The organism is Mediterraneibacter agrestimuris, from assembly GCF_943193195.1.
Lineage (GTDB): Bacteria > Bacillota > Clostridia > Lachnospirales > Lachnospiraceae > Schaedlerella > Schaedlerella agrestimuris.
Genome location: NZ_CALPDG010000024.1, coordinates 1 through 20,885, shown reverse-complemented (window position 1 = coordinate 20,885; position 20,885 = coordinate 1). Strand labels below are relative to the sequence as shown.

19 protein-coding genes are annotated in these 20,885 nt (G+C 42.4%); 18 read left to right on the top strand and 1 reads right to left on the bottom strand.

Annotated features, from left to right (window positions below):
• Position 1: 1 nt before the first annotated feature.
• The 18 genes from cysK to NFS18_RS11830 all read left to right on the top strand — a co-directional run bounded on the left by cysK (position 2) and on the right by NFS18_RS11830 (position 20,514).
• Positions 2-934, top strand: a complete 933-nt coding sequence (gene cysK / locus NFS18_RS11915) for a cysteine synthase A (protein ID WP_251390390.1) — start codon at positions 2-4, stop codon at positions 932-934.
• Positions 935-953: 19 nt separating this feature from the next.
• Positions 954-1,355, top strand: coding sequence for an RrF2 family transcriptional regulator (locus NFS18_RS11910; RefSeq protein ID WP_251390388.1), 402 nt, complete (start codon positions 954-956; stop codon positions 1,353-1,355).
• A gap of 172 nt (positions 1,356-1,527) precedes the next feature.
• On the top strand, positions 1,528-2,247 hold the full coding sequence (gene purC, locus NFS18_RS11905; protein ID WP_120091418.1) for a phosphoribosylaminoimidazolesuccinocarboxamide synthase: 720 nt from the start codon (positions 1,528-1,530) through the stop codon (positions 2,245-2,247).
• 5 nt (positions 2,248-2,252) lie between these two features.
• Positions 2,253-3,689 (top strand): adenylosuccinate lyase, encoded by a 1,437-nt coding sequence (purB, locus tag NFS18_RS11900; protein ID WP_251390385.1) that lies wholly within the window; start codon positions 2,253-2,255, stop codon positions 3,687-3,689.
• A gap of 15 nt (positions 3,690-3,704) precedes the next feature.
• Positions 3,705-4,982, top strand: a complete 1,278-nt coding sequence (locus NFS18_RS11895; RefSeq protein WP_251390383.1) for an adenylosuccinate synthase — start codon at positions 3,705-3,707, stop codon at positions 4,980-4,982.
• Between the two features lie 13 nt (positions 4,983-4,995).
• A complete protein-coding gene (gene guaA / locus NFS18_RS11890; protein ID WP_251390381.1) occupies positions 4,996-6,537 on the top strand; it encodes a glutamine-hydrolyzing GMP synthase in 1,542 nt (513 codons plus the stop codon).
• A 14-nt stretch (positions 6,538-6,551) separates the two neighbouring features.
• Entirely contained in the window at positions 6,552-8,159 is a 1,608-nt protein-coding gene (locus NFS18_RS11885) for a CTP synthase (RefSeq protein ID WP_251390378.1), read from the top strand.
• A gap of 27 nt (positions 8,160-8,186) precedes the next feature.
• Positions 8,187-10,025 (top strand): glutamine--fructose-6-phosphate transaminase (isomerizing), encoded by a 1,839-nt coding sequence (glmS, locus tag NFS18_RS11880; RefSeq protein WP_251390377.1) that lies wholly within the window; start codon positions 8,187-8,189, stop codon positions 10,023-10,025.
• Between the two features lie 19 nt (positions 10,026-10,044).
• The gene (gene purF, locus NFS18_RS11875) at positions 10,045-11,463 is read left to right on the top strand and encodes an amidophosphoribosyltransferase (RefSeq protein ID WP_251390375.1); all 1,419 of its coding nucleotides are present in this window, start codon (positions 10,045-10,047) and stop codon (positions 11,461-11,463) included.
• A gap of 20 nt (positions 11,464-11,483) precedes the next feature.
• Positions 11,484-12,584, top strand: a complete 1,101-nt coding sequence (gene carA / locus NFS18_RS11870) for a glutamine-hydrolyzing carbamoyl-phosphate synthase small subunit (RefSeq protein ID WP_251390373.1) — start codon at positions 11,484-11,486, stop codon at positions 12,582-12,584.
• Positions 12,568-15,750 (top strand): carbamoyl-phosphate synthase large subunit, encoded by a 3,183-nt coding sequence (carB, locus tag NFS18_RS11865; RefSeq protein ID WP_251390370.1) that lies wholly within the window; start codon positions 12,568-12,570, stop codon positions 15,748-15,750. Before carA ends, carB begins: the two co-directional genes overlap by 17 nt.
• Before the next feature lie 46 nt (positions 15,751-15,796).
• The gene (locus NFS18_RS11860; RefSeq protein ID WP_251390368.1) at positions 15,797-16,528 is read left to right on the top strand and encodes a glycosyltransferase; all 732 of its coding nucleotides are present in this window, start codon (positions 15,797-15,799) and stop codon (positions 16,526-16,528) included.
• Between the two features lies 1 nt (position 16,529).
• Positions 16,530-17,717, top strand: a complete 1,188-nt coding sequence (locus tag NFS18_RS11855; protein WP_016439147.1) for an LL-diaminopimelate aminotransferase — start codon at positions 16,530-16,532, stop codon at positions 17,715-17,717.
• Entirely contained in the window at positions 17,714-18,463 is a 750-nt protein-coding gene (nadE, locus tag NFS18_RS11850; RefSeq protein ID WP_016439146.1) for an NAD(+) synthase, read from the top strand. Before NFS18_RS11855 ends, nadE begins: the two co-directional genes overlap by 4 nt.
• A 254-nt stretch (positions 18,464-18,717) precedes the next feature.
• Positions 18,718-18,987, top strand: coding sequence for a helix-turn-helix domain-containing protein (locus NFS18_RS11845; RefSeq protein ID WP_251390366.1), 270 nt, complete (start codon positions 18,718-18,720; stop codon positions 18,985-18,987).
• 43 nt (positions 18,988-19,030) lie between these two features.
• On the top strand, positions 19,031-19,351 hold the full coding sequence (locus NFS18_RS11840) for a LytR/AlgR family response regulator transcription factor (protein WP_251390364.1): 321 nt from the start codon (positions 19,031-19,033) through the stop codon (positions 19,349-19,351).
• 146 nt (positions 19,352-19,497) lie between these two features.
• Positions 19,498-19,737: a LytTR family transcriptional regulator DNA-binding domain-containing protein gene (locus NFS18_RS11835; protein ID WP_251390361.1), complete on the top strand. Its 240-nt coding sequence runs from the start codon at positions 19,498-19,500 to the stop codon at positions 19,735-19,737.
• A 3-nt stretch (positions 19,738-19,740) separates the two neighbouring features.
• The gene (locus tag NFS18_RS11830) at positions 19,741-20,514 is read left to right on the top strand and encodes a hypothetical protein (RefSeq protein ID WP_251390359.1); all 774 of its coding nucleotides are present in this window, start codon (positions 19,741-19,743) and stop codon (positions 20,512-20,514) included.
• Positions 20,515-20,633: 119 nt separating this feature from the next.
• On the opposite strand, the gene NFS18_RS11825 is transcribed toward NFS18_RS11830, so the two are convergent.
• On the bottom strand, positions 20,634-20,885 hold a 252-nt coding region (locus tag NFS18_RS11825), incomplete at its 5' end, for a hypothetical protein (RefSeq protein ID WP_251390357.1).

Sequence of the window (20,885 nt, the reverse complement as noted above, 5' to 3'; positions counted from 1 at the left end):
GATGTCAAGAGTATATACTTCGGCAGAGCAGCTGATTGGAAAGACACCACTTTTGGAACTCACTCATATTGAAAAAGAATATGAGTTGCAGGCAAAAATTTTAGCCAAGCTGGAATACTTTAATCCAGCTGGCTCGGTAAAAGATCGTGTGGCAAAAGCAATACTGGATGACGCTGAGAGTACAGGCGGATTAAAACCTGATACAGTAATTATTGAGCCAACTTCCGGCAATACAGGTATTGGTCTCGCTTCTGTTGCAGCTGCCAGAGGGTATCGCATGATTCTTGTAATGCCTGATACCATGTCCGTAGAGCGACGTCAGCTTATGAAAGCATACGGAGCGGAACTTGTGCTTAGTGAAGGGGCGAAAGGCATGAAGGGAGCCATTGCGAAAGCAGAAGAGCTGGCCAATGAAATACCGAATAGTTTTGTTCCCGGACAATTTGTGAATCCTGCAAATCCCAAAGCCCATAGGGAGAGTACAGGCCCTGAAATATATGAGGATACAGATGGTAATGTGGATATCTTTGTAGCAGGCGTAGGTACCGGAGGTACAGTGACGGGTGTTGGTGAATATCTGAAAGCACAAAATCCGGATATTAAGATTGTGGCTGTTGAGCCGGCATCTTCAGCAGTGCTTTCTACAGGCATTGCCGGTTCGCATAAAATACAGGGCATTGGAGCAGGATTTGTTCCGGATATATTAAATACTTCCATTTATGATGAGGTTATTACGGTAGAGAATGAAGATGCTTTTGCAACCGGAAAACTCATGGGGCATAGAGAAGGGGTGCTTGTAGGCATTTCTTCCGGAGCAGCCTTATGGGCGGCAATCCAGCTTGCCAAAAGAGCCGAAAATAAAGGAAAAACAATTGTTGTATTGATGCCGGATACAGGAGATAGATATTTATCAACACCTCTATTTGCAGAATAAGGAAAGAAGGAACAAAGGAATGATGATCTCAACAAGGGGAAGATATGCTTTGCGTGTATTGCTTGATCTTGCAGAAAATCAGAATGAAGGTTATATAGCAATGAAGACAGTTGCCCATCGACAGGAGCTGTCTTTAAAATATATCGAGAGAATTATGCCTGTACTTTCTAAGAACCATTATGTGGAAGGGGTACAGGGGAAAGGCGGCGGATACCGTCTGGCAAGGGAACCAAAAGATTATAGGGTTGGAGATATATTAAGACTTGCAGAAGGGGAACTGGTTCCGGTTGCATGTCTGGAATGTAATGCAAAAACCTGTAAACGTGCAGATACATGTAAAACATTGCCGATGTGGAAAGAATTTCATCATATGGTAAATCATTATTTTGATAATATTACTCTTTTGGATCTAATGAAATAGATCGATGAAAGTAGGGATTTTTAGATAAAATGGATTGACAAGATAAAATTTAAGAGGTAAAATAGCGTGCGTAAAGGCAAAGGCGTCTTTAAGTTTAAAATGAACTTAAAGGCGCTTTTGCCTTTTTTGCGTTCAAAAATGCAGGAAATGACTTTATTGGAGGAAGAATGAAATGCAAAAGTGTGAACAATTATATGAAGGAAAAGCAAAAAAGGTTTTCTTAACGGATGATCCGGATGTCCTGATTGTTTCTTATAAAGATGATGCAACTGCCTTTAATGGCTTGAAGAAGGGAACAATCGTTGGGAAAGGTGCGATCAATAACCGTATGACCAATCTGTTGTTTCAGAAAATTGAAGCAGAAGGTGTGCCGACTCATTTTATTCAGGAATTAAATGACAGAGAAACCGCAGTGCGCAGGGTGGAGATTGTTCCGTTGGAAGTAATTGTGCGAAACGTGGCTGCCGGCAGTTTTTCTAAAAGATTGGGTGTGGAAGAGGGAACGGTACTTGCTGAGCCGACGATTGAATTTTCTTATAAGAATGATGAACTGGGAGATCCGCTGATCAATTCCCATTTTGCAAAAGCATTACAGCTTGCGACTGCAAGTGAGATCAAAACGATAAAGGATTATGCATTTAAAATTAACGAAATTCTGAAAGTGGAATATTTAAAAGCAGGCCTTCGTCTGATTGATTTCAAGATAGAGTTTGGCCGTTTTCATGGCAAGATCATTCTTGCAGATGAGATTTCTCCGGATACTTGCCGCTTATGGGATGTGGAAAGTGGAGAAAAAATGGATAAAGATCGTTTCCGCAGGGATTTAGGAGGCGTAGAGGATGCGTATATTCAGGTGGCAAAACGATTAGGATTAGAAATGGAGAGTAAATAGATTTTATGAGAACAGATATTTATCAATCACCTTTATGTGAACGTTATGCAAGTAAAGAAATGCAGAGTATATTTTCCAATGATAGAAAATTTTCCACATGGAGAAAACTCTGGGTGGCACTTGCGGAAAGTGAAAAGGAACTGGGACTTCCTATCTCTGATGAGCAGATTGAGGAAATGAAAGCTCAGATTGACAACATTGATTATGAAAAAGCAAGACAATACGAAAATGAGCTTCGTCATGACGTGATGGCACATGTCCATACCTTCGGGGATGCCTGTCCTGAAGCGGCGGGAATCATACATTTAGGAGCAACTTCCTGTTATGTGGGGGATAATACGGATATTATCCTCATGCAAAGTGCGCTCTTACAGATTAGAAATCTTTTGTTAAATGCCATAGAAGCCCTTAGCGAATTTGCCATGGAATATAAGGCATTACCAACTCTTGCATATACTCATTTTCAGGCAGCTCAGCCAACAACGGTAGGAAAAAGAGCCTGTCTTTGGATGAATGATCTGCTGTTTGATATCGAACAGCTTGATTTTCAACTGAATAACTTAAAACTCCTTGGCTGTAAAGGAACCACCGGGACAGGTGCCAGCTTTTTGGAACTGTTCGATGGGGAAGAAACAAAGGTGGAACAGCTGGAGCAGAAAATCGCAGAAAAAATCGGCTTTTCAAAGTGTCAGAGTGTCAGTGGACAGACCTATACACGAAAAGCTGATTTTGCGGTTTTACAGGTATTGTCCGGAATTGCACAGAGTGCATCAAAATTCTCCAGTGATATCCGTTTACTCAGCCACTTAAAAGAGGTGGATGAACCATTTGAGGAAAAACAGATCGGTTCTTCTGCCATGGCATATAAAAGAAATCCAATGAGAAGCGAACGTATTGCATCACTGGCTCGTTTCGTGATTTGTGATTTACAAAATACTGCTATTACAGCAGCTTCACAGTGGTTTGAACGCACATTGGATGATTCCGCAAATAAGCGCCTGGCTGTACCGGAAGCATTTCTGGCCACAGATGCCATTTTAAATCTGTATATCAATGTAATCAGGGGGCTGAAGGTCTATCCGGCAGTTATTAAGAAGCATCTGGATGCAGAACTTCCATTTATGGCGACGGAAAATATCCTGATGTATTGTGTAAAAACCAAAGATGGGGACAGACAGGAACTTCATGAAGCAATCCGTAAACATTCTATTATGGCAGCGGAACAGGTAAAACTCTATGGAAATGAAAATGATTTAATAGAACGTATCAAAAATGACGATAGCTTTGGACTTTCTGCCATGGAACTGGAAGTTTTGCTTGACCCGGTGAAGTTCACCGGAATGGCAGAATATCAGTGCGAGAAGTTTGTAACAGAAACCGTGAAACCATTACTGGAAAAAAATAAGCAGCGTGTGAACGTGGAAGCGCAAGTGAATGTCTGAAAGGAAGGAATGCATATGCTTACATCAATTGTTGGAACAAACTGGGGCGATGAAGGAAAAGGCCGTATGGTAGATCTTCTCAGCGAAAACTATGATATTGTTGTCCGTTATCAGGGCGGAAATAATGCGGGTCATACCGTGATCAATGAAAAAGGAAAATTTGTCATGAATCTGATGCCGTCCGGAATCTGCCATGAAGATACGGTCAATATTCTGGGACCGGGCATTGTGATTGACCTGGAACATTTGTACGGGGAAGTGCAGAAACTGGCAGAAAAAGGTGTGGAAGTAACGCCGGAACATTTAAAGATCAGTGACAGGGCAACCATCTGTATGCCATATCATAAGCTGATGGATTGTCTGGAGGAAGACCGACTGTTAGATAAGAAATTTGGATCTACCAGAAGAGGTATATCTCCGGTATATGCAGACAAATATATGAAAAAAGCACTGCGTATGGGTGATTTGCTCCATCTGGAAGCATTAAAGGAACGCCTTGGTGGTCTTGTGGAATGGAAGAACCTGACTGTGGAAAATGGATATGGTCATGCACCAGTGCTGGCAGATGAAATGTTTCAGTGGTTAAAAGAATACGGAGAGTTCTTTGTTCCTTTTATCTGTGATACGACGGAATACCTTGGAGACGCTATTGAAGAGAGAAAATCCATTCTGTTTGAAGCACAGCTTGGGGCACTCAGGGATATAGACTTTGGCATTTATCCATATACCTCTGCATCCACAACCCTTGCTTCTTATGCGCCAATCGGAGCTGGCGTACCTTTTGCAAAACTGGATGAAAGCATCGGTATTATGAAAGCATACTCAAGCTGCGTGGGAGAAGGACCTTTTACCTGTGAACTGTTTGGAGAGGAAGCGGAGCAGCTTCGTGCGGCAGGGGGCGAATATGGTGCAGCAACCGGAAGACCGAGAAGAGTCGGAGGCTTTGATGTGGTTGCTTCCAGATATGGGACAAAGATGCAGGGCTGCAGCTATGTGGCGCTTACAAAGCTGGATGTGCTTTCTTATATGGAAAAAATCCCGGTATGTACAGCGTATGAGATTGATGGAAACAGAGTAGACACATTTCCATCCGGTATCGAAGAACTTAAATGTGCAAAACCGATCTATGAATATCTTCCGGGATTTCAGTGTGATATCAGCGGATGCAGAACAGTAGATGATCTTCCCAAAGCGGCATTGGAGTATATCCGTTATATTGAAAAGGAAATCGAGTGCCCGATTAAGTATGTGTCTGTCGGCGCCGAACGTGATGCCTATATCACAATGTTTTAGGAGAAAAGGAAAGATGCAGAATCAGAAAGTACTAATTTTGAATTTTGGCGGTCAGTATGACCAGTTGATTGCCAGGAGGGTGAGGGAATGCAGCGTCTATTGTGAGGTTAAGCCTTATACCATGACCCTTTCTGAGATTCGGGCATTTGACCCCATTGGCATTATCTTCACTGGAGGACCGGACAGTGTATATAAAGAAAATTCTTATCATCCGGCAGAAGGTATTTTTGAGCTTGGAATACCGATTCTTGGTATCTGCTATGGATGTCAGCTCCTTGCCCATCATCTTGGAGGAATGGTTACGGCAGCAGAAAATGAAAACGCCAGAGAGTATGGAAAAACACTTACTTTCTATGATAATTCCTGTCTGCTGTTTGACGGACTGGATGAGGAGAGTATTTCATGGATGAGCCATGGCGACTACATGAGGAAAGTACCCGACGGATTTAGGCTGGTTGCCCGTAGCGGGAAATGCCCGAATGTAGCCATTTGTGATGAAAACAGAAAATATTATGGTGTACAGTTCCATCCGGAAGTAAATCATACAGAAAATGGAACTACCATGATCCGAAACTTTTTATATAAAGTCTGTGGTGCAGTGGGTGACTGGACGATGGAAAGCTATATGTATCGCTGTATCGAAGAAATCAGAAGCAAAGTAGGGAATGATAAGGTGCTTTTGGCTCTATCGGGAGGCGTGGATTCCTCTGTGTGTGCAGCCCTGTTTGCGGAAGCAGCGGGTTCACAGCTCACCTGTGTTTTTGTGGATCACGGCCTTCTGAGAAAAGACGAAGGTGATGAAGTAGAAAAAGCATTTGAAAAATGGAATATCAACCTGATCCGTGTGAATGCCGGAGAACGCTTTCTAAAAAAACTGGAAGGGATCACAGAACCGGAACAGAAACGTAAGATCATCGGAGAAGAATTTATCCGTGTATTTGAGGAAGAAGGCAAAAAAATTGGCAGGACGGACTATCTGGCACAGGGAACTATTTATCCGGATGTGATTGAATCCGGCAAAGAAAATGCAGAAACCATAAAGAGCCATCACAATGTGGGCGGCCTGCCGGATTTTGTTGATTTTAAAGAGATTATTGAACCATTGCGTTTGCTGTTCAAGGATGAAGTAAGAGAACTGGGAAGACAGCTTGGGCTTCCGGAATATATGGTTATGCGCCAGCCGTTTCCAGGTCCCGGACTTGCAATCCGTGTGATAGGAGAAATTACAAAAGAAAAGCTGGATATCTTAAGAGAGGCAGATGCCATTTTCCGTGAGGAAATTGCAAAAGCAAAGCTGGAAATGCAGATGAATCAATACTTTGCAGTGCTTACAAATATGAAGTCTGTAGGTGTCATGGGAGATGGACGTACTTATGACTGGGCAGTTGCACTCAGAAGTGTGACAACAGAGGATTTTATGACTGCAGACTGGTCAAGGATTCCATATGAGGTGCTGGATAAGGTGTCAGGCCGTATTGTGAATGAGGTTTCCCATGTAAACCGTGTTCTCTACGATATTACAAGCAAACCGCCGGCAACGGTGGAGTTTGAGTAAGGAAGTGAAAGATTATGACTAAATATATATTTGTGACTGGAGGTGTGGTATCCGGTCTGGGAAAAGGGATTACCGCCGCTTCTCTTGGACGTCTTTTAAAAGCAAGGGGCTTAAAAGTGGCAGCACAGAAGTTAGACCCATATATTAACGTAGACCCCGGAACCATGAGCCCGTATCAGCATGGCGAAGTATATGTAACCGAAGATGGAGCAGAAACGGATCTGGACCTGGGGCATTATGAGAGATTTATTGATGAAGATCTGAATCAATACTCCAATCTGACGACTGGAAAGGTTTATTGGAATGTATTAAACAAGGAACGAAGAGGAGAATACTTAGGTTCCACGGTTCAGGTGATTCCCCATATCACAAATGAGATTAAGGAATTTGTGTACCGTGTAGGAAAAAAGACGGATGCAGATGTAGTGATCACGGAGATTGGAGGAACCATTGGGGATATTGAATCCCAACCATTTCTGGAAGCAGTACGTCAGATTTCATTGGAGGTTGGCGGGGAGAACAGTTTATTTATCCATGTGACGTTAGTCCCTTATTTGAGTGGCTCTGAAGAACATAAGTCAAAACCAACGCAGCACTCTGTCAAGGAGCTTCGAGGAATGGGTATCAATCCAAATATTATAGTGCTGCGTTCTGATAAACCATTGGAAGAATCCATCTTTCAGAAAATTTCTCTTTTTTGCAATGTGAAACCGGATTGCGTGATTGGGAACAGGACGTTACAGAACCTCTACGAAGCACCGCTGATGTTGGAAAAGTCCGGATTTTCAGATGTTGTTTGCAGAGAACTTCACATTGATGCGCCGAAACCGGAGCTGGAAGATTGGGAACAGATGGTGGAACGCATCCGAAACCGTTCCCGGGAAGTCCACATCGGTCTGGTTGGAAAGTATGTAAAGCTCCATGATGCATACCTGTCTGTGGCAGAAGCAATGAACCATGCAGGGTATGAACTGAATACGTTTGTGAAAATCCACTGGATTGATTCAGAAAATATCAGGTCGGACAATGTAAAGGAAATATTGGAAGGTCTGGATGGGATCATCGTTCCGGGCGGATTTGGAAATCGTGGTATCGAAGGAATGATCCTGTCAGCAAACTATGCCCGTGAAAATCAGATTCCTTACTTTGGTATCTGTCTGGGTATGCAGATTGCCGTCATCGAATTTGCAAGGAATGTTCTGGGACTTAAATGTGCTCATTCGGGTGAATTTGATGAACAGTGTGCCCATAAGGTCATTGATTTTATGCCGGGACAGAGTGAGGAAATTGATAAAGGCGGTACGCTCCGTCTGGGAAGCTATCCATGCAGCATTAAAGCCGGAACGAAAATGGAACAATGCTATGGTAACAAACTGATCCATGAGCGCCATCGCCATCGCTATGAGTTTAATAATAAATATCGTGAGGAACTGATGAGAGCAGGACTTGTGATCAGCGGTACTTCTCCGGATGACAGACTGGTGGAAACCGTAGAACTTAAGGAGCATCCGTTTTTTGTAGGCGTACAGTTTCATCCGGAATTTAAGAGCCGCCCAAATCAGTCTCACCCACTGTTTAAAGGATTCGTTTCGGCAGCTTTATTAAAAAGAAACGCTGATTAAGTCGAAACGAAAAGAGGAGTAGAAAAAATGTGTGGAATTATTGGATTTGCAGGAAAGACAGAAGCTGTTCCGATATTGCTTGATGGTCTGGAACGACTGGAATACAGAGGATATGATTCAGCAGGAGTTGCGGTCGTATCAGCGGATGGGAGATTACAGGTAAAAAAGAGCAAAGGACGTCTGTCTGTTCTGCGGGAATTGCTGGACTCTCAAAATCCTTTGTCGGGGAATATCGGCATTGGTCACACCAGATGGGCAACCCATGGGGAACCAAATGATACAAATGCACATCCCCATGTTGGGCAGGAAGGAAAGATTGCGGTTGTCCATAATGGCATCATAGAAAATTATCTGGAGATCAAAAACTCTCTTATCCGTAAAGGAGTCGTTTTTTCTTCTGATACGGATACGGAGGTAATCGTCCAGTTACTGGAATATTATTATAGGAAGAAATCCAATCTGATGGATGCAGTGTATGCGGTTTTAAATCGTATCAAAGGTGCTTATGCTATGGGCATTCTCTGTTCTGATTTTCCGGGACAGATGGTTGCAGCAAGAAAAGACGCCCCTCTGCTGATTGGTTACGGTCAGGAGGGAAATTACATTGCCTCTGATGTTACTGCACTTCTTGCACATACAAGGACAGTTACTTATATGGAAGATGATGAAGTGGCAGTCATTACGGCAGATGATGTTCAGATCTTTGACAGAGACAGATTTCTGCTGGAAAAAGAAAAACATTTGATTGAGTGGGATGTTTCCGCAGCAGAAAAAGGCGGATATGCACATTTCATGTTGAAAGAGATTATGGAACAGCCGGAAGCAGTACGTAAAACAATCTCTCCGAGACTTTCAGATGGAGAAATTGTTCTGGAGGAACTGAACGATGCAAAAGAGTTGATGAAGAATATTTCCAGAATCTATATTGTTGCATGTGGTTCTGCATATCATGTAGGCATGGTAGGAAAGTATGCATTAGAGAGACTTCTGCACATTCCGGTAGAAGCCTGTCTTGCATCAGAGTTCAGATACAGCGAACCGTTACTTGGAGAATCGGCACTTGTAATTGTAATCAGCCAGTCAGGGGAAACACTGGATTCTATGGCGGCACTTCGGGAAGCAAAGCGAAAAGGTTCCAAAGTCCTGTCAATCGTAAATGTGATGGGAAGCTCCATAGCAAGAGAATCGGATTATGTACTTTATACATGGGCAGGACCGGAAATTGCGGTAGCAACTACCAAAGCGTATACCACGCAGATGGCACTTTTGCTCATGTTGGGAGTTTATCTTGCAAAACAGTTAAACAGGATGGAGCAGGAAGAATATGCGGCAATTATCAGGGAGCTTCAAGATTTACCTGAAAAGATAAGTGTTGTTATGAATGATCTGGATCTTTATCAGAAAGCGGCATCCAGATATTTCAACCATAACAGTGTTTTCTATATTGGTCGTAATCTGGACTATGCACTGGGTTTGGAGGGCTCTCTAAAACTGAAAGAGATTTCTTATATTCATTCAGAATCCTATGCGGCAGGAGAACTGAAACATGGAACGATTTCTCTGATAGAACCGGGAACACTGGTGGTTGCTATGGCAACCTATGAGCCGCTGGTGGAAAAATCCTTGTCCAATATTGTTGAAGTAAAATCCAGAGGAGCAGAAGTAATCGCAATGACGACAGATCAGACAGCAGAGCTGATTAGCAGTCAGGCATCCGAAATGTTTGTGATACCAAAGACCCATTCCCTTTTGCAGCCGGTTCTCGGAGTGATTCCTTTGCAGCTTTTTGCCTATTATGTTGCACTGAATCGCGGCTGTGATATTGATAAGCCAAGGAATCTGGCAAAATCGGTCACAGTAGAATAATACGCAGGAGGAAAAGAGTATGGCGATTCATGAAGAATGTGGTGTATTCGGTGTGATGAGTACACAAAAAGAAAATGTGGCAGGGATTACCTATTATGGATTGTATGCCTTGCAGCACAGAGGACAGGAGAGCTGCGGGATCGTTGTGAATGATGATGGTGTGTTTTCTTCCTATAAGGATCTGGGCCTTGTAAGCGAAGTGTTTTCGAAAGACACATTATCTCATTTGCCGGAAGGGACTATGGCAGTGGGCCATGTAAGATATGGAACAACCGGCGGGACAACACGAAATAACTGCCAGCCCATTGAAGTCAACCACCAGAAAGGAAAGATGGCACTGGCACATAACGGAAATTTGAGTAATGCATTGGAGCTGCGTGATAAGCTGGAGTTATCAGGAGCCATTTTTCATACCACCAGCGATACAGAAACCATTGCTTATGTGATTACAAGAGAAAGGCTGATGACACCGAGCATAGAAGAAGCGGTAAGCAACACCATGAATTTACTGGAAGGGGCTTATTCATTAGTTTTGATGTCAGCTACAAAGATGATTGCTGCAAGAGACCCATATGGATTCAGACCACTTTGTTATGGACAGATGCCGGATGGAGCCTATGTAGTGGCATCAGAAAGCTGCGCATTATCAGCGGTAGGCGCAGAATTTGTCAGAGATCTGCTTCCGGGTGAGATTCTGGTGTTTAGTCAAAATGGAGTGGAATCAAGGAAAGAACACTGCGGTAAGCAGAAAAAGAAAACCTGTATCTTTGAGTATATCTATTTTGCAAGACCGGATTCTGTCATAGATAGTGTATCTGTCCATGAATCACGAATGAGAGCAGGCGAGCTGCTCTCAGAAAGTTATCCGGTGGACGCAGATATTGTGATCGGAGTTCCGGACAGCGGACTGGATGCAGCGCTTGGATATGCAAATAAATCCGGCATTCCTTATGGGATAGGACTGATCAAAAATAAATATATTGGAAGAACATTCATTTCTCCGGGACAAAATGAACGTTTGGACAAAGTCAGGATTAAGCTTTCTCCTGTGAAAAATGTAATCGATGGAAAACGAGTCGTTCTTATTGATGATTCTATCGTAAGAGGTACAACCAGTAAACGTATTGTAAAGCTTTTGCGTGACGCAGGAGCGAAAGAGATACATATGAGAATCTCGGCTCCCCCATTCTTACATCCCTGCTATTATGGCACGGACATTGACTCAGAAGAAAATCTGATTGCATGCCATCATAGCATGGAAGAGATCGCAGAGATGATCGGAGTGGATTCTTTGGGATATTTGGAGGTGGAGAAGCTGAGTAAGCTGATTGACAGCGAGGATTATTGTGCTGCCTGCTTTAACGGAGAATATCCAACCAAAATTCCGGCAGATCTCCGTAAAGACCGTTTTGAAAGGAAACTGTCTGAACGGGTTTAGATAGAGGGGTGACATATATTATGAAAAAATTTGACAGAAAACTGATTCTCCCAGATGGCAGTGAGTATTATGGATATGGTTTTGGTTCCTTTGATGAAAGAATCACGGAAATCGTATTTAATACCTCTCCGGTTGGGTATCAGGAAATCATCTCTGATCCGTCCTATACCTACCAGACTGTTGTGATGGCATATCCGCTGATTGGTAACTATGGGATTGCAGAAGAAGATTTTGAAACAGAAACACCGACGATTGGAGGATTGGTTGTAAGGGATTATAACGATCAGCCATCCAACTTCCGCAGTAAATATACATTATCCGAAATCATGGAGAAATACCGGATTCCGGGAATTTATGGAATTGATACCAGAAAGCTGGTACGTTCTATCCGTGATTTGGGAAGCAGAAAAGTATTGATTACAGATGCTGATACTTCTCTGCAGGAGAGACTTTGCAAATTGAGTTCCTATGATATACCAAAAGATGCAGTAGCTTTTGTGAGCAGAAACGAGATTCAGCAATATAGGATTCCGGATGAGAAATATCATGTGGCCGCCATTGATTGTGGAATGAAGCAGAATATTGTGAGGAGTTTTAACAGACGAGGCTGCAATGTGACGGTATTTCCATGGAATACCTCTATGGAAGAAATAGAAAAAATGAAGCCGGACGGAATCTTTTTATCTAATGGTCCGGGAGACCCGATGGATGTGCAGCCGGTCATAGAACTGGTGAGAGGCTTACGGGGAAAATATCCGATCTTTGGAATCTGCCTTGGTCATCAGATCATTTCCCTTGCATATGGGGCAAGGATCTATAAGTTAAAATTTGGACACAGGGGAGGAAATCATCCGGTAAAAAATCTTCTGACAGGAAAGATAGAGATTACCTCCCAGAACCATTCCTATGCAGTGGACAGGGAAAGTCTTGCGAATACCCGATTGAAAGTAACGCACCTGAATCTGCTGGATCAGACAGTAGAAGGTGTTGCCTGTGAGGAGGACAAGGTGTTTAGTGTGCAGTATCACCCGGAAAGCGCACCGGGCCCGCAGGACAGCGGTTATCTGTTTGAACAGTTTATAGAAATGATGGAGGGAACAAAAGATGGCGAAAAGAACTGATTTGAAGAAAATACTTGTCATTGGTTCCGGTCCGATTGTGATTGGTCAGGCGGCAGAATTTGACTATGCAGGGACCCAGGCATGTCTTGCACTGAAAGAAGAAGGGTATGAGGTTGTCTTATGCAACTCCAATCCGGCAACGATTATGACAGATACCACCATTGCAGATAAGGTGTATATGGAACCGTTGACATTGGAATATGTTGCAAAGATTGTCCGTCATGAGCGTCCAGATGCCATCGTACCGGGAATTGGTGGTCAGACCGGACTTAATCTGGCAATGCAGCTTGAGAAAAAAGGCATTTTAAAAGAGTGCCGTGTGGAGCTTTTGGGAACCAGCAGTGAGAGCATTGAAAGGGCAGAGGACAGAGAACTCTTTAAAGAGCTTTGTGAAAGCTTAGGAGAGCCGGTGCTTCCGTCTGTCATTGCCAATACGGTGGAGGAAGCCATAAAGGCTGCTGAGAATATCGGATATCCGGTGGTGCTTCGTCCGGCATTTACCCTTGGCGGAACCGGCGGCGGCTTTGCAGATGATGAGAAGGAGTTTCTGGGATTGATTAAAAATGCCCTTGCTTTGTCACCGGTTCATCAGGTGCTGATAGAAAAAAGTATCAAGGGCTTTAAAGAAATTGAATATGAAGTGATCCGTGATGCCAATGACACAGCAATCACGGTCTGCAATATGGAAAATCTGGACCCGGTAGGAATCCACACAGGAGATTCCATTGTGGTATGTCCGTCACAGACACTGACGAATAAAGAATATCAGATGCTCCGTGACAGTGCCTTGAAAATCATCCGTGCCTTGAAGGTGGAGGGAGGCTGTAATGTACAGTTTGCACTTGATCCGGATTCTTTTCAGTATTATCTGATTGAGGTAAATCCGCGCGTATCCCGTTCCTCTGCATTGGCATCAAAGGCAAGCGGATATCCGATTGCAAGGGTATCGGCGAAAATCAGTGTGGGAATGACTCTGGATGAGATTATGCTGGTAAATACGCCTGCATCCTTTGAACCGGCACTGGATTATGTGGTAACAAAAATGCCGCGTTTTCCATTTGATAAATTTACCGATGCAAATCAGAAGCTGGGTACACAGATGAAAGCAACCGGGGAAGTCATGAGTGTTGGCAGAACCTTTGAGGAGAGTCTGTTAAAAGCAATCCGTTCTCTGGAAACAGGCGTAAATTATCTGTATATGGAAAAGTTTGAAAAAGAAGATAAAAAGGCTTTGATGGAATATATCAAAATCGGCACAGATGACCGTATCTTTGCCATTGCCCGGTTGCTCCGAATGGGTGAATCGGTTTCTGATATCAGGGAGCAGACACGCATTGACCGTTTCTTTCTTGATAAGATGAAAAAAATCATTGATATGGAGAAAGAACTGGAGCAGTGTATCGGTAACAGACAGCTTTTGTATCAGGCAAAGAAGGCAGGCTTCTCAGATAGAGCAGTTGGGTGGCTGTGGAATATGACGGAAACGAACATTTATGAAATGCGTAAGACACATGGCATTTTCCCAGTCTATAAAATGATTGATACCTGTGCATCGGAATTTGAAAGCTATGTTCCTTATTTTTATTCTACTTATGAGGATGAAAATGAATCGATCGTGGAAGACAGGAAGAAAATCATTGTATTGGGCTCCGGTCCTATTCGTATCGGTCAGGGCGTGGAGTTTGATTATTCCACGGTACATGCAGTGAAAACCATTAAAGAAGCCGGATATGAGGCGATCATCATCAATAATAATCCGGAAACTGTGTCTACGGATTATACCACATCCGACAAGCTGTATTTTGAGCCTCTTTGCGTAGAAGATGTTATGAATGTGATCGAAATGGAGAAGCCGGATGGAATTATTGCATCACTTGGCGGTCAAACTGCAATCAACCTGGCAAATCCACTGCAGGAACGTGGGGTGAAGCTGATTGGCACGGACTGTGCTGCAATCGAAAAAGCAGAAAACAGAGATGCTTTTGAAAAGCTGTTGTCAGAGCTTTCTATCCCACAGCCGAAAGGACAGGCTGTAACGAATATAGAAGATGGCGTAAAAGCGGCAGAAGAGATCGGTTATCCGGTGCTGGTACGTCCAAGCTTTGTACTTGGCGGAAGAGCCATGCAGATCGTGGCAAAGGAAGAACACCTGCGGCACTATCTGAAAACTGCGGTAGAGATTGATGAAGATAAACCGGTATTGGTAGACAAATACATCTGTGGGAAAGAAGTCGAAATTGATGCCATTTGTGACGGTACGGACGTATTTGTTCCGGGAATCATGGAGTTGGTAGAAAGGACAGGGGTTCATTCCGGCGATTCCATCAGTGTATATCCGACGTTTAGCATTTCAGATAAGGTAAAGGCTACGATTTTGGACTATGCGAAAAAACTAGGTATTGGCATTGGCATTGTGGGACTGTTTAATATCCAGTTTATCGTGGACAGACAGGAGAATGTATCTATCATTGAGGTAAATCCGCGTTCTTCAAGAACAGTTCCATTTTTGTCAAAAGCAACCGGATATCCATTGGCTGATATTGCAACGAAAGTCATTCTTGGAAAGAGCCTGAAGGAGCAGGGGATTACTGTGAGCTATCCCGAAGAAAAGAAGAGGTGGTATGTGAAAGTGCCTGCATTTTCCTTTGCAAAGCTAAGTGGTATGGATGCTTACCTGTCACCCGAAATGAAATCAACGGGAGAAGCAATCGGATATGATAAGAAGCTTCACAGGGCAATGTATAAAGCCATGATTGCTTCCGGTATTCGTGTGCAGAATTATGGAACAGTCATTGTGACGCTTGCAGATGAGGATAAAGACGAAGCCCTTCCGCTTATCAGACGCTTTTATGATATGGGCTTTAATATAGAAGCAACCTCTCTTACGGGAGAGCATTTGAAACAGCATGGAATCCGTACCCGTATACTGGGGAAACCATCGGAAGGAAGCAGTGAGATACTGGATGCGATCCGTGCAGGATACGTCAGCTATGTCATCAATACCCGTGCAATTCTTTCCGGTGTTCATTATGAAGATGGTGTTGCAATCCGAAGTGCGGCAACACAGAACAATATTACCATGCTGACATCTCTGGACACGGTAAAGGTACTTTTAGATGTGCTGGAGGAAGTGACCATTGGTATATCTACGATAGATGCTGAATGAAAGGATTGCCTGGAAAAAAATGTGCAAGGAAAATGTCAGCGTTTGCATGGCAAGCTATAATGGGGCATTGTATATAAAAGAACAGATAGAGTCGATTTTGCCGCAATTAAGTCGGGAGGATGAACTGATTATTGTAGATGATCGTTCTACTGATAATACGAAAGAAATTATTTCAGCAATTCCTGATAACAGGATTAAGCTTTACCAGAACACATCAAATAAAGGAGTTGTAAAATCTTTTGAAGAGGCGGTAAGGCTTGCGGGAAATGAATATATTTTTTTGGCGGATCAGGACGATATCTGGACAAAAAACCGAATGGAAAAAATGCTTCATGTAATACAGCGATATTCGGTTATGCTTGTTACAGGAAATATGGTTGCCATAGACAAACGGGGAAACAGGAGTAAGAAAACTTTTGATCGATTACAGGCAAAAGACTCCTGTAACTATATGCTAAATATCTCCAGAATATTTGGAGGGAAGGCATCTTATTATGGATGTGCCATGGCATTCAAGAGGGAATTGAAAGAAGTTATCTTACCGTTTCCAAAGTATATGGAATCCCATGATACATGGATTGCCATGGCAGCAAATTTATTGAAAAGCAACGTTCATTTGGAATATACCGTCTTAGAACACAGGCTGCACGGAAATAATGTGACAAAATCTCATAGAAAACTTGGAAAGAGACTTCATTCAAGAATTCTTTTTGCAAGGGCATTGGGCGAATTGTCCATCAGAATTATTAGATATCGAATCATACAGGGAGGAGAATAACATGATCAGACCAAATATGCATTACAGCGAATTAAAAGATTCCTATCTTTTTTACAATATTGCTCAGAAAACCAAGGCTTATGTAGAGCAGCATCCGGGAGTAAAGCTTTTAAGAATGGGTATTGGAGATGTTTCACTGCCATTATGCGATGCCGTAATCAAGGCATTGCATGAGGCTGTGGATGATCAGGCTTCAAAAAGCAGTTTTCATGGATATATGCCTGAGTGTGGTGCCTCATTTTTGAGGGATACGATTGCAAAGTATTATGAAAACAGAGGCGTTTCTTTGTCCTCAGACGAGGTGTTTGTTTCAAGTGGAGCAAGCGATGAGCTTGGGGATATTTTAGACTTGTTTGAACGTTCCGGTTCTGCATTGGTGATTGAGCCGGCTTATCCTGCGTATGTGGATGCGAATGTGATGGCAGGAAGGAAGATTGTCCATCTGGCTTCCGGGGAAGAAAATAGCTTTTTGCCTGAGCCGAGCGAAGAAATAAAAGCAGACTTACTCTATATATGCTCACCAAACAATCCTACCGGAGCCGTTTTTTCACGTAATCAGCTTCAGGCATGGGTAGATTTTGCCAATGAGAATGGTTCCGTGATTCTCTTTGATGCAGCATATGAGGCTTTTATTGAGGATGAAACTCTTCCGCATAGTATTTTTGAACTGGATGGAGCAAAAACATGTGCGATTGAAATCTGCTCGCTGTCCAAGACTGCCGGTTTTACGGGAACCAGACTTGGATATACGGTAATACCAAAAGCATTGAAACGGAGTGGAATGAACCTGAATGAAATGTGGGTACGCAATCGTACAACAAAGACAAATGGTGTGTCTTACATTATTCAGAAAGGTGGGGCAGCAGTTTTTACGGAGGAAGGACAGAAACAGATTCACGAAAATATCCGTATTTATAAGAAAAATGCAAAGGTGCTGATGAAAGCGCTTGATCAGCTTGGAATCTGGTATTGCGGAGGAAAGAATGCTCCATATATCTGGATGAAGTGTCCAAATGGAATGGGAAGCTGGGAGTTTTTTGATTATCTGTTACATGAAATTCAGGTTGTGGGAACACCGGGAGAAGGGTTTGGAGCCTGTGGAGAAGGCTATTTCCGGTTTTCAACTTTTGGCTCACCGGAAGATACAAAAGAAGCGGCAGAAAGGCTTGTAAAGCTGCTTTCAAAATGAGAAAAGAGGTGCAGGAGATGTTCGATGCAGGAAAGGTAACAAAGGACTGTATTGACTGGATCAGAGATTTTTTTGAACAGAACGGACAGGACTGTAATGCAGTTGTAGGAATTTCCGGTGGAAAAGATAGTTCTGTTGTAGCCGCTTTATGTGTGGAAGCACTGGGAAAAGAGCGTGTTATCGGAGTCTTGATGCCGTGTGGGGAACAGGGGGATATTGATATGGCGTACAGGCTTGTGCAACATCTGGGTATCAGATACTTTATAGTAAATATAAAGGAGTCTGTTGATGCAGTTACAAAAAGTATCGGGATTTTGCCGGAAATTTCTGTACAGACAAAGACCAATCTTCCAGCCAGAGTGCGTATGACAACATTGTATGCAGTATCACAAAGCATGAATGGCAGGGTGGCAAATACCTGTAATTTGTCTGAGGACTGGGTAGGATATGCAACCCGCTATGGAGATGGTGCTGGTGATTTCAGCCCACTGTGTAATTTGACTGTTACAGAGGTTAAGAAGATCGGAATGGAGTTGGGACTGCCTGCTGAATTGGTTGAAAAGACTCCTATTGATGGACTTTGCGGGAAAACAGATGAGGAAAATCTGGGGTTTACCTATGCAGAGCTGGATGAGTATATAAGACATGGCGTTATAAAGAATATGGAAACAAAGGCACGGATAGATTCGCTGCATCATAGGAATCAGTTTAAAATTGAGCCGATGCCAGGATTTGTATATAAATAACTGAATATTAACAGCGTTCTGAAGAAAACGGGTGGTGACTGATAGTTGCCATCCGGTTTCTGGTTTTTAGGGAAAAATCAAAATCTAACCTTAATATGGTTATAAAATGATGTTGGTTGGGTTGTTTTCTGGTCTGTAAGAAAGGGCTGTCCATTGCTATGATTTATTTTGGAAAAGAGGTGCAAATCACGGAAAACGACAGAAAAAATATAAATATACAGATTGGAAAGAGATTAAGGGAAGCAAGAACAAACATGAATATCGATAAGTCAGAATTTGCCAGAGTGCTTGACGTGACAGAAGAACATTATCGCAAACTGGAAGCAGGGGCAACCGGATTGTCTGCAGATAAGATACTGATTCTTTATCATACATATGGAATTGATCCTACGTATTTGATAGCTGGTGTAAGCAGCAATATTATGGATTTTAATTTAGAATACTATGTTGCAAACAGCAGCAAGGAACAGCGGGATCAGTTTTTTGACAGGGTACTGGCGTATGTAGCAAAGCTGATTAAATGATAGAAAGGAATTCCTGCTTCTTGATGGACAAGGAGGAATTACCATGTTAAAGATTGCAGTATGTGATGATAGCAGAACAGATGTAGAGATGTTGGAAAGTGCTTTTGATAAGCTTAGACATTACCCTGTTGAGTATGATGTATATTTCAGCGGAAAAGAGCTAATTGAAGCACATTCTTTGCATGATGAAGTATATCATCTCTACATTTTTGACATTGAAATGCCTCAGATGAATGGTCTGGAGCTTGCCAGAGAAATTCGGGTAAAAAATGCGAAAGCATTATTTGTATTCCTGACAAGCTATACTCAGTATGTCATGGAAGTATTTGATGTGATTACTTTTACTATATATCTAAACCGATAACAGCAGAGAAGCTAGAGTCGGTTCTTTTAAAAGCATTGCATTATCTAAATATGATAAAGCAGGACTTTGTGTTCCAATTCCGTAAAAACCATTTCAGGGTAAACTGCGCTGATATACTTTACTTTGAGAAAAAAGGACGTCAGGCAGTGATTCACACGGTTTCCGATGTCTACAAAACCAATATGACAATAGAAGAATTGTGGAAGCAGCTTGATAAGCAGATGTTTTCGCATATTCATGTGTCTTATATAATTAATCTTAGCCATATCAGATCCATAGAGGGGGACGAGGTTGTTCTGGATGATGGAGAACGTTTTCTGATTGCACGTTCTCATAAACAGAGCCTGAAAGAGAAGCATCTCGAATATATGAGGAGGATGGTGTAGATTATGGAGAGTATCATTCGATTGGGTGTAAATTTGTTTGATTTGGGAATATTCTATTATTTTATCAGCTCCTTTAAGAAAAAGAGAAATGTCCCACAGATACTGTTATCGGTTTATATTATGATAATGGCGGTCATATGGACATGTATTAATGAAATGCAGCATCCATTATTTAATTTCATAATGCTGTTGCTTGCACTGATGACGATAACATTATTCTTCGATATGGGAATGCGATCAAGAGTTACTACACTCATTATATATGTAGGCATTGGTATGGTATTAGAACCTGTAGGGCTGCTTTTGCTTCGTACTTTTAACTTCACACTGAAAACGGCTGAGTGGAAAACGTATTATTTTGTGGTAGTGCTCTGTGCATTGATAAGAGGGAATGGATTGTATCTTTTTAGTAAGCTGATATCCCGGAAAGGGATTCGTCTGTCAAAACTGCCAAAAGAAATAGCGAGTGTTTTAGTAATGGTATTTGTCTTTTCAATTCTTAACTGTTGCTTTGTGGTTCTGATTTCAATGGAAGCAGGAAATGGAAAAAGCATGGTCATGTGCATAAGCATTATAATTTCAATCGTGCTGACGTATTACTGTATGCTTTACATGATGGAACGATTTGAAACTCTTACACGTAAACAGCATGACGACGAAATGTATCGAAAGGAAATGCGATATAAAGAAATATACTATTCTGAGATGGAGAAACGGAATGAATACATACAGAACCTGAAACATGATACTTATAGGCTGACACGAACACATGAGTAGGAAGGCTTCTCTTTTTGTTGATTTTAGCAGACAACGGAACAACTGTAATCACGGCATCATACTAGGTGATGAAGCGGTTGTGAGCAAAGGACCAGACAGAGATATTGATCGTGAAGCTGTCAACATTCTGATTTCACTTGTTCATAGAGTGGCATCCAAGTCTTTTTCAATGTGGCAATGGACTTTATCAAAGTAGTAATCTCTGCTCTTTCCGAATATGGAGTCACCTTTTTCTTTGCTTCTTTGGATAGTTCAGCTGCTTTGATAAACAACTGTATCTGCTGCTTTAGTGCCGCCAGTTTCAAGACCAATGACCCTGCTTCATTCCGCATCCATAAAGATGATGAAAACCTGCTCCAGATGCTCTGCCA

Bases quoted from the DNA above. Each gene is read 5' to 3' on its own strand.
- cysK (WP_251390390.1), top strand. From the start codon at position 2: ATGTCAAGAGTATATACTTCGGCAGAGCAGCTGATTGGAAAGACACCA.
- NFS18_RS11910 (WP_251390388.1), top strand. From the start codon at position 954: ATGATGATCTCAACAAGGGGAAGATATGCTTTGCGTGTATTGCTTGAT.
- purC (WP_120091418.1), top strand. From the start codon at position 1,528: ATGCAAAAGTGTGAACAATTATATGAAGGAAAAGCAAAAAAGGTTTTC.
- purB (WP_251390385.1), top strand. From the start codon at position 2,253: ATGAGAACAGATATTTATCAATCACCTTTATGTGAACGTTATGCAAGT.
- NFS18_RS11895 (WP_251390383.1), top strand. From the start codon at position 3,705: ATGCTTACATCAATTGTTGGAACAAACTGGGGCGATGAAGGAAAAGGC.
- guaA (WP_251390381.1), top strand. From the start codon at position 4,996: ATGCAGAATCAGAAAGTACTAATTTTGAATTTTGGCGGTCAGTATGAC.
- NFS18_RS11885 (WP_251390378.1), top strand. From the start codon at position 6,552: ATGACTAAATATATATTTGTGACTGGAGGTGTGGTATCCGGTCTGGGA.
- glmS (WP_251390377.1), top strand. From the start codon at position 8,187: ATGTGTGGAATTATTGGATTTGCAGGAAAGACAGAAGCTGTTCCGATA.
- purF (WP_251390375.1), top strand. From the start codon at position 10,045: ATGGCGATTCATGAAGAATGTGGTGTATTCGGTGTGATGAGTACACAA.
- carA (WP_251390373.1), top strand. From the start codon at position 11,484: ATGAAAAAATTTGACAGAAAACTGATTCTCCCAGATGGCAGTGAGTAT.
- carB (WP_251390370.1), top strand. From the start codon at position 12,568: ATGGCGAAAAGAACTGATTTGAAGAAAATACTTGTCATTGGTTCCGGT.
- NFS18_RS11860 (WP_251390368.1), top strand. From the start codon at position 15,797: ATGGCAAGCTATAATGGGGCATTGTATATAAAAGAACAGATAGAGTCG.
- NFS18_RS11855 (WP_016439147.1), top strand. From the start codon at position 16,530: ATGATCAGACCAAATATGCATTACAGCGAATTAAAAGATTCCTATCTT.
- nadE (WP_016439146.1), top strand. From the start codon at position 17,714: ATGAGAAAAGAGGTGCAGGAGATGTTCGATGCAGGAAAGGTAACAAAG.
- NFS18_RS11845 (WP_251390366.1), top strand. From the start codon at position 18,718: ATGAATATCGATAAGTCAGAATTTGCCAGAGTGCTTGACGTGACAGAA.
- NFS18_RS11840 (WP_251390364.1), top strand. From the start codon at position 19,031: ATGTTAAAGATTGCAGTATGTGATGATAGCAGAACAGATGTAGAGATG.
- NFS18_RS11830 (WP_251390359.1), top strand. From the start codon at position 19,741: ATGGAGAGTATCATTCGATTGGGTGTAAATTTGTTTGATTTGGGAATA.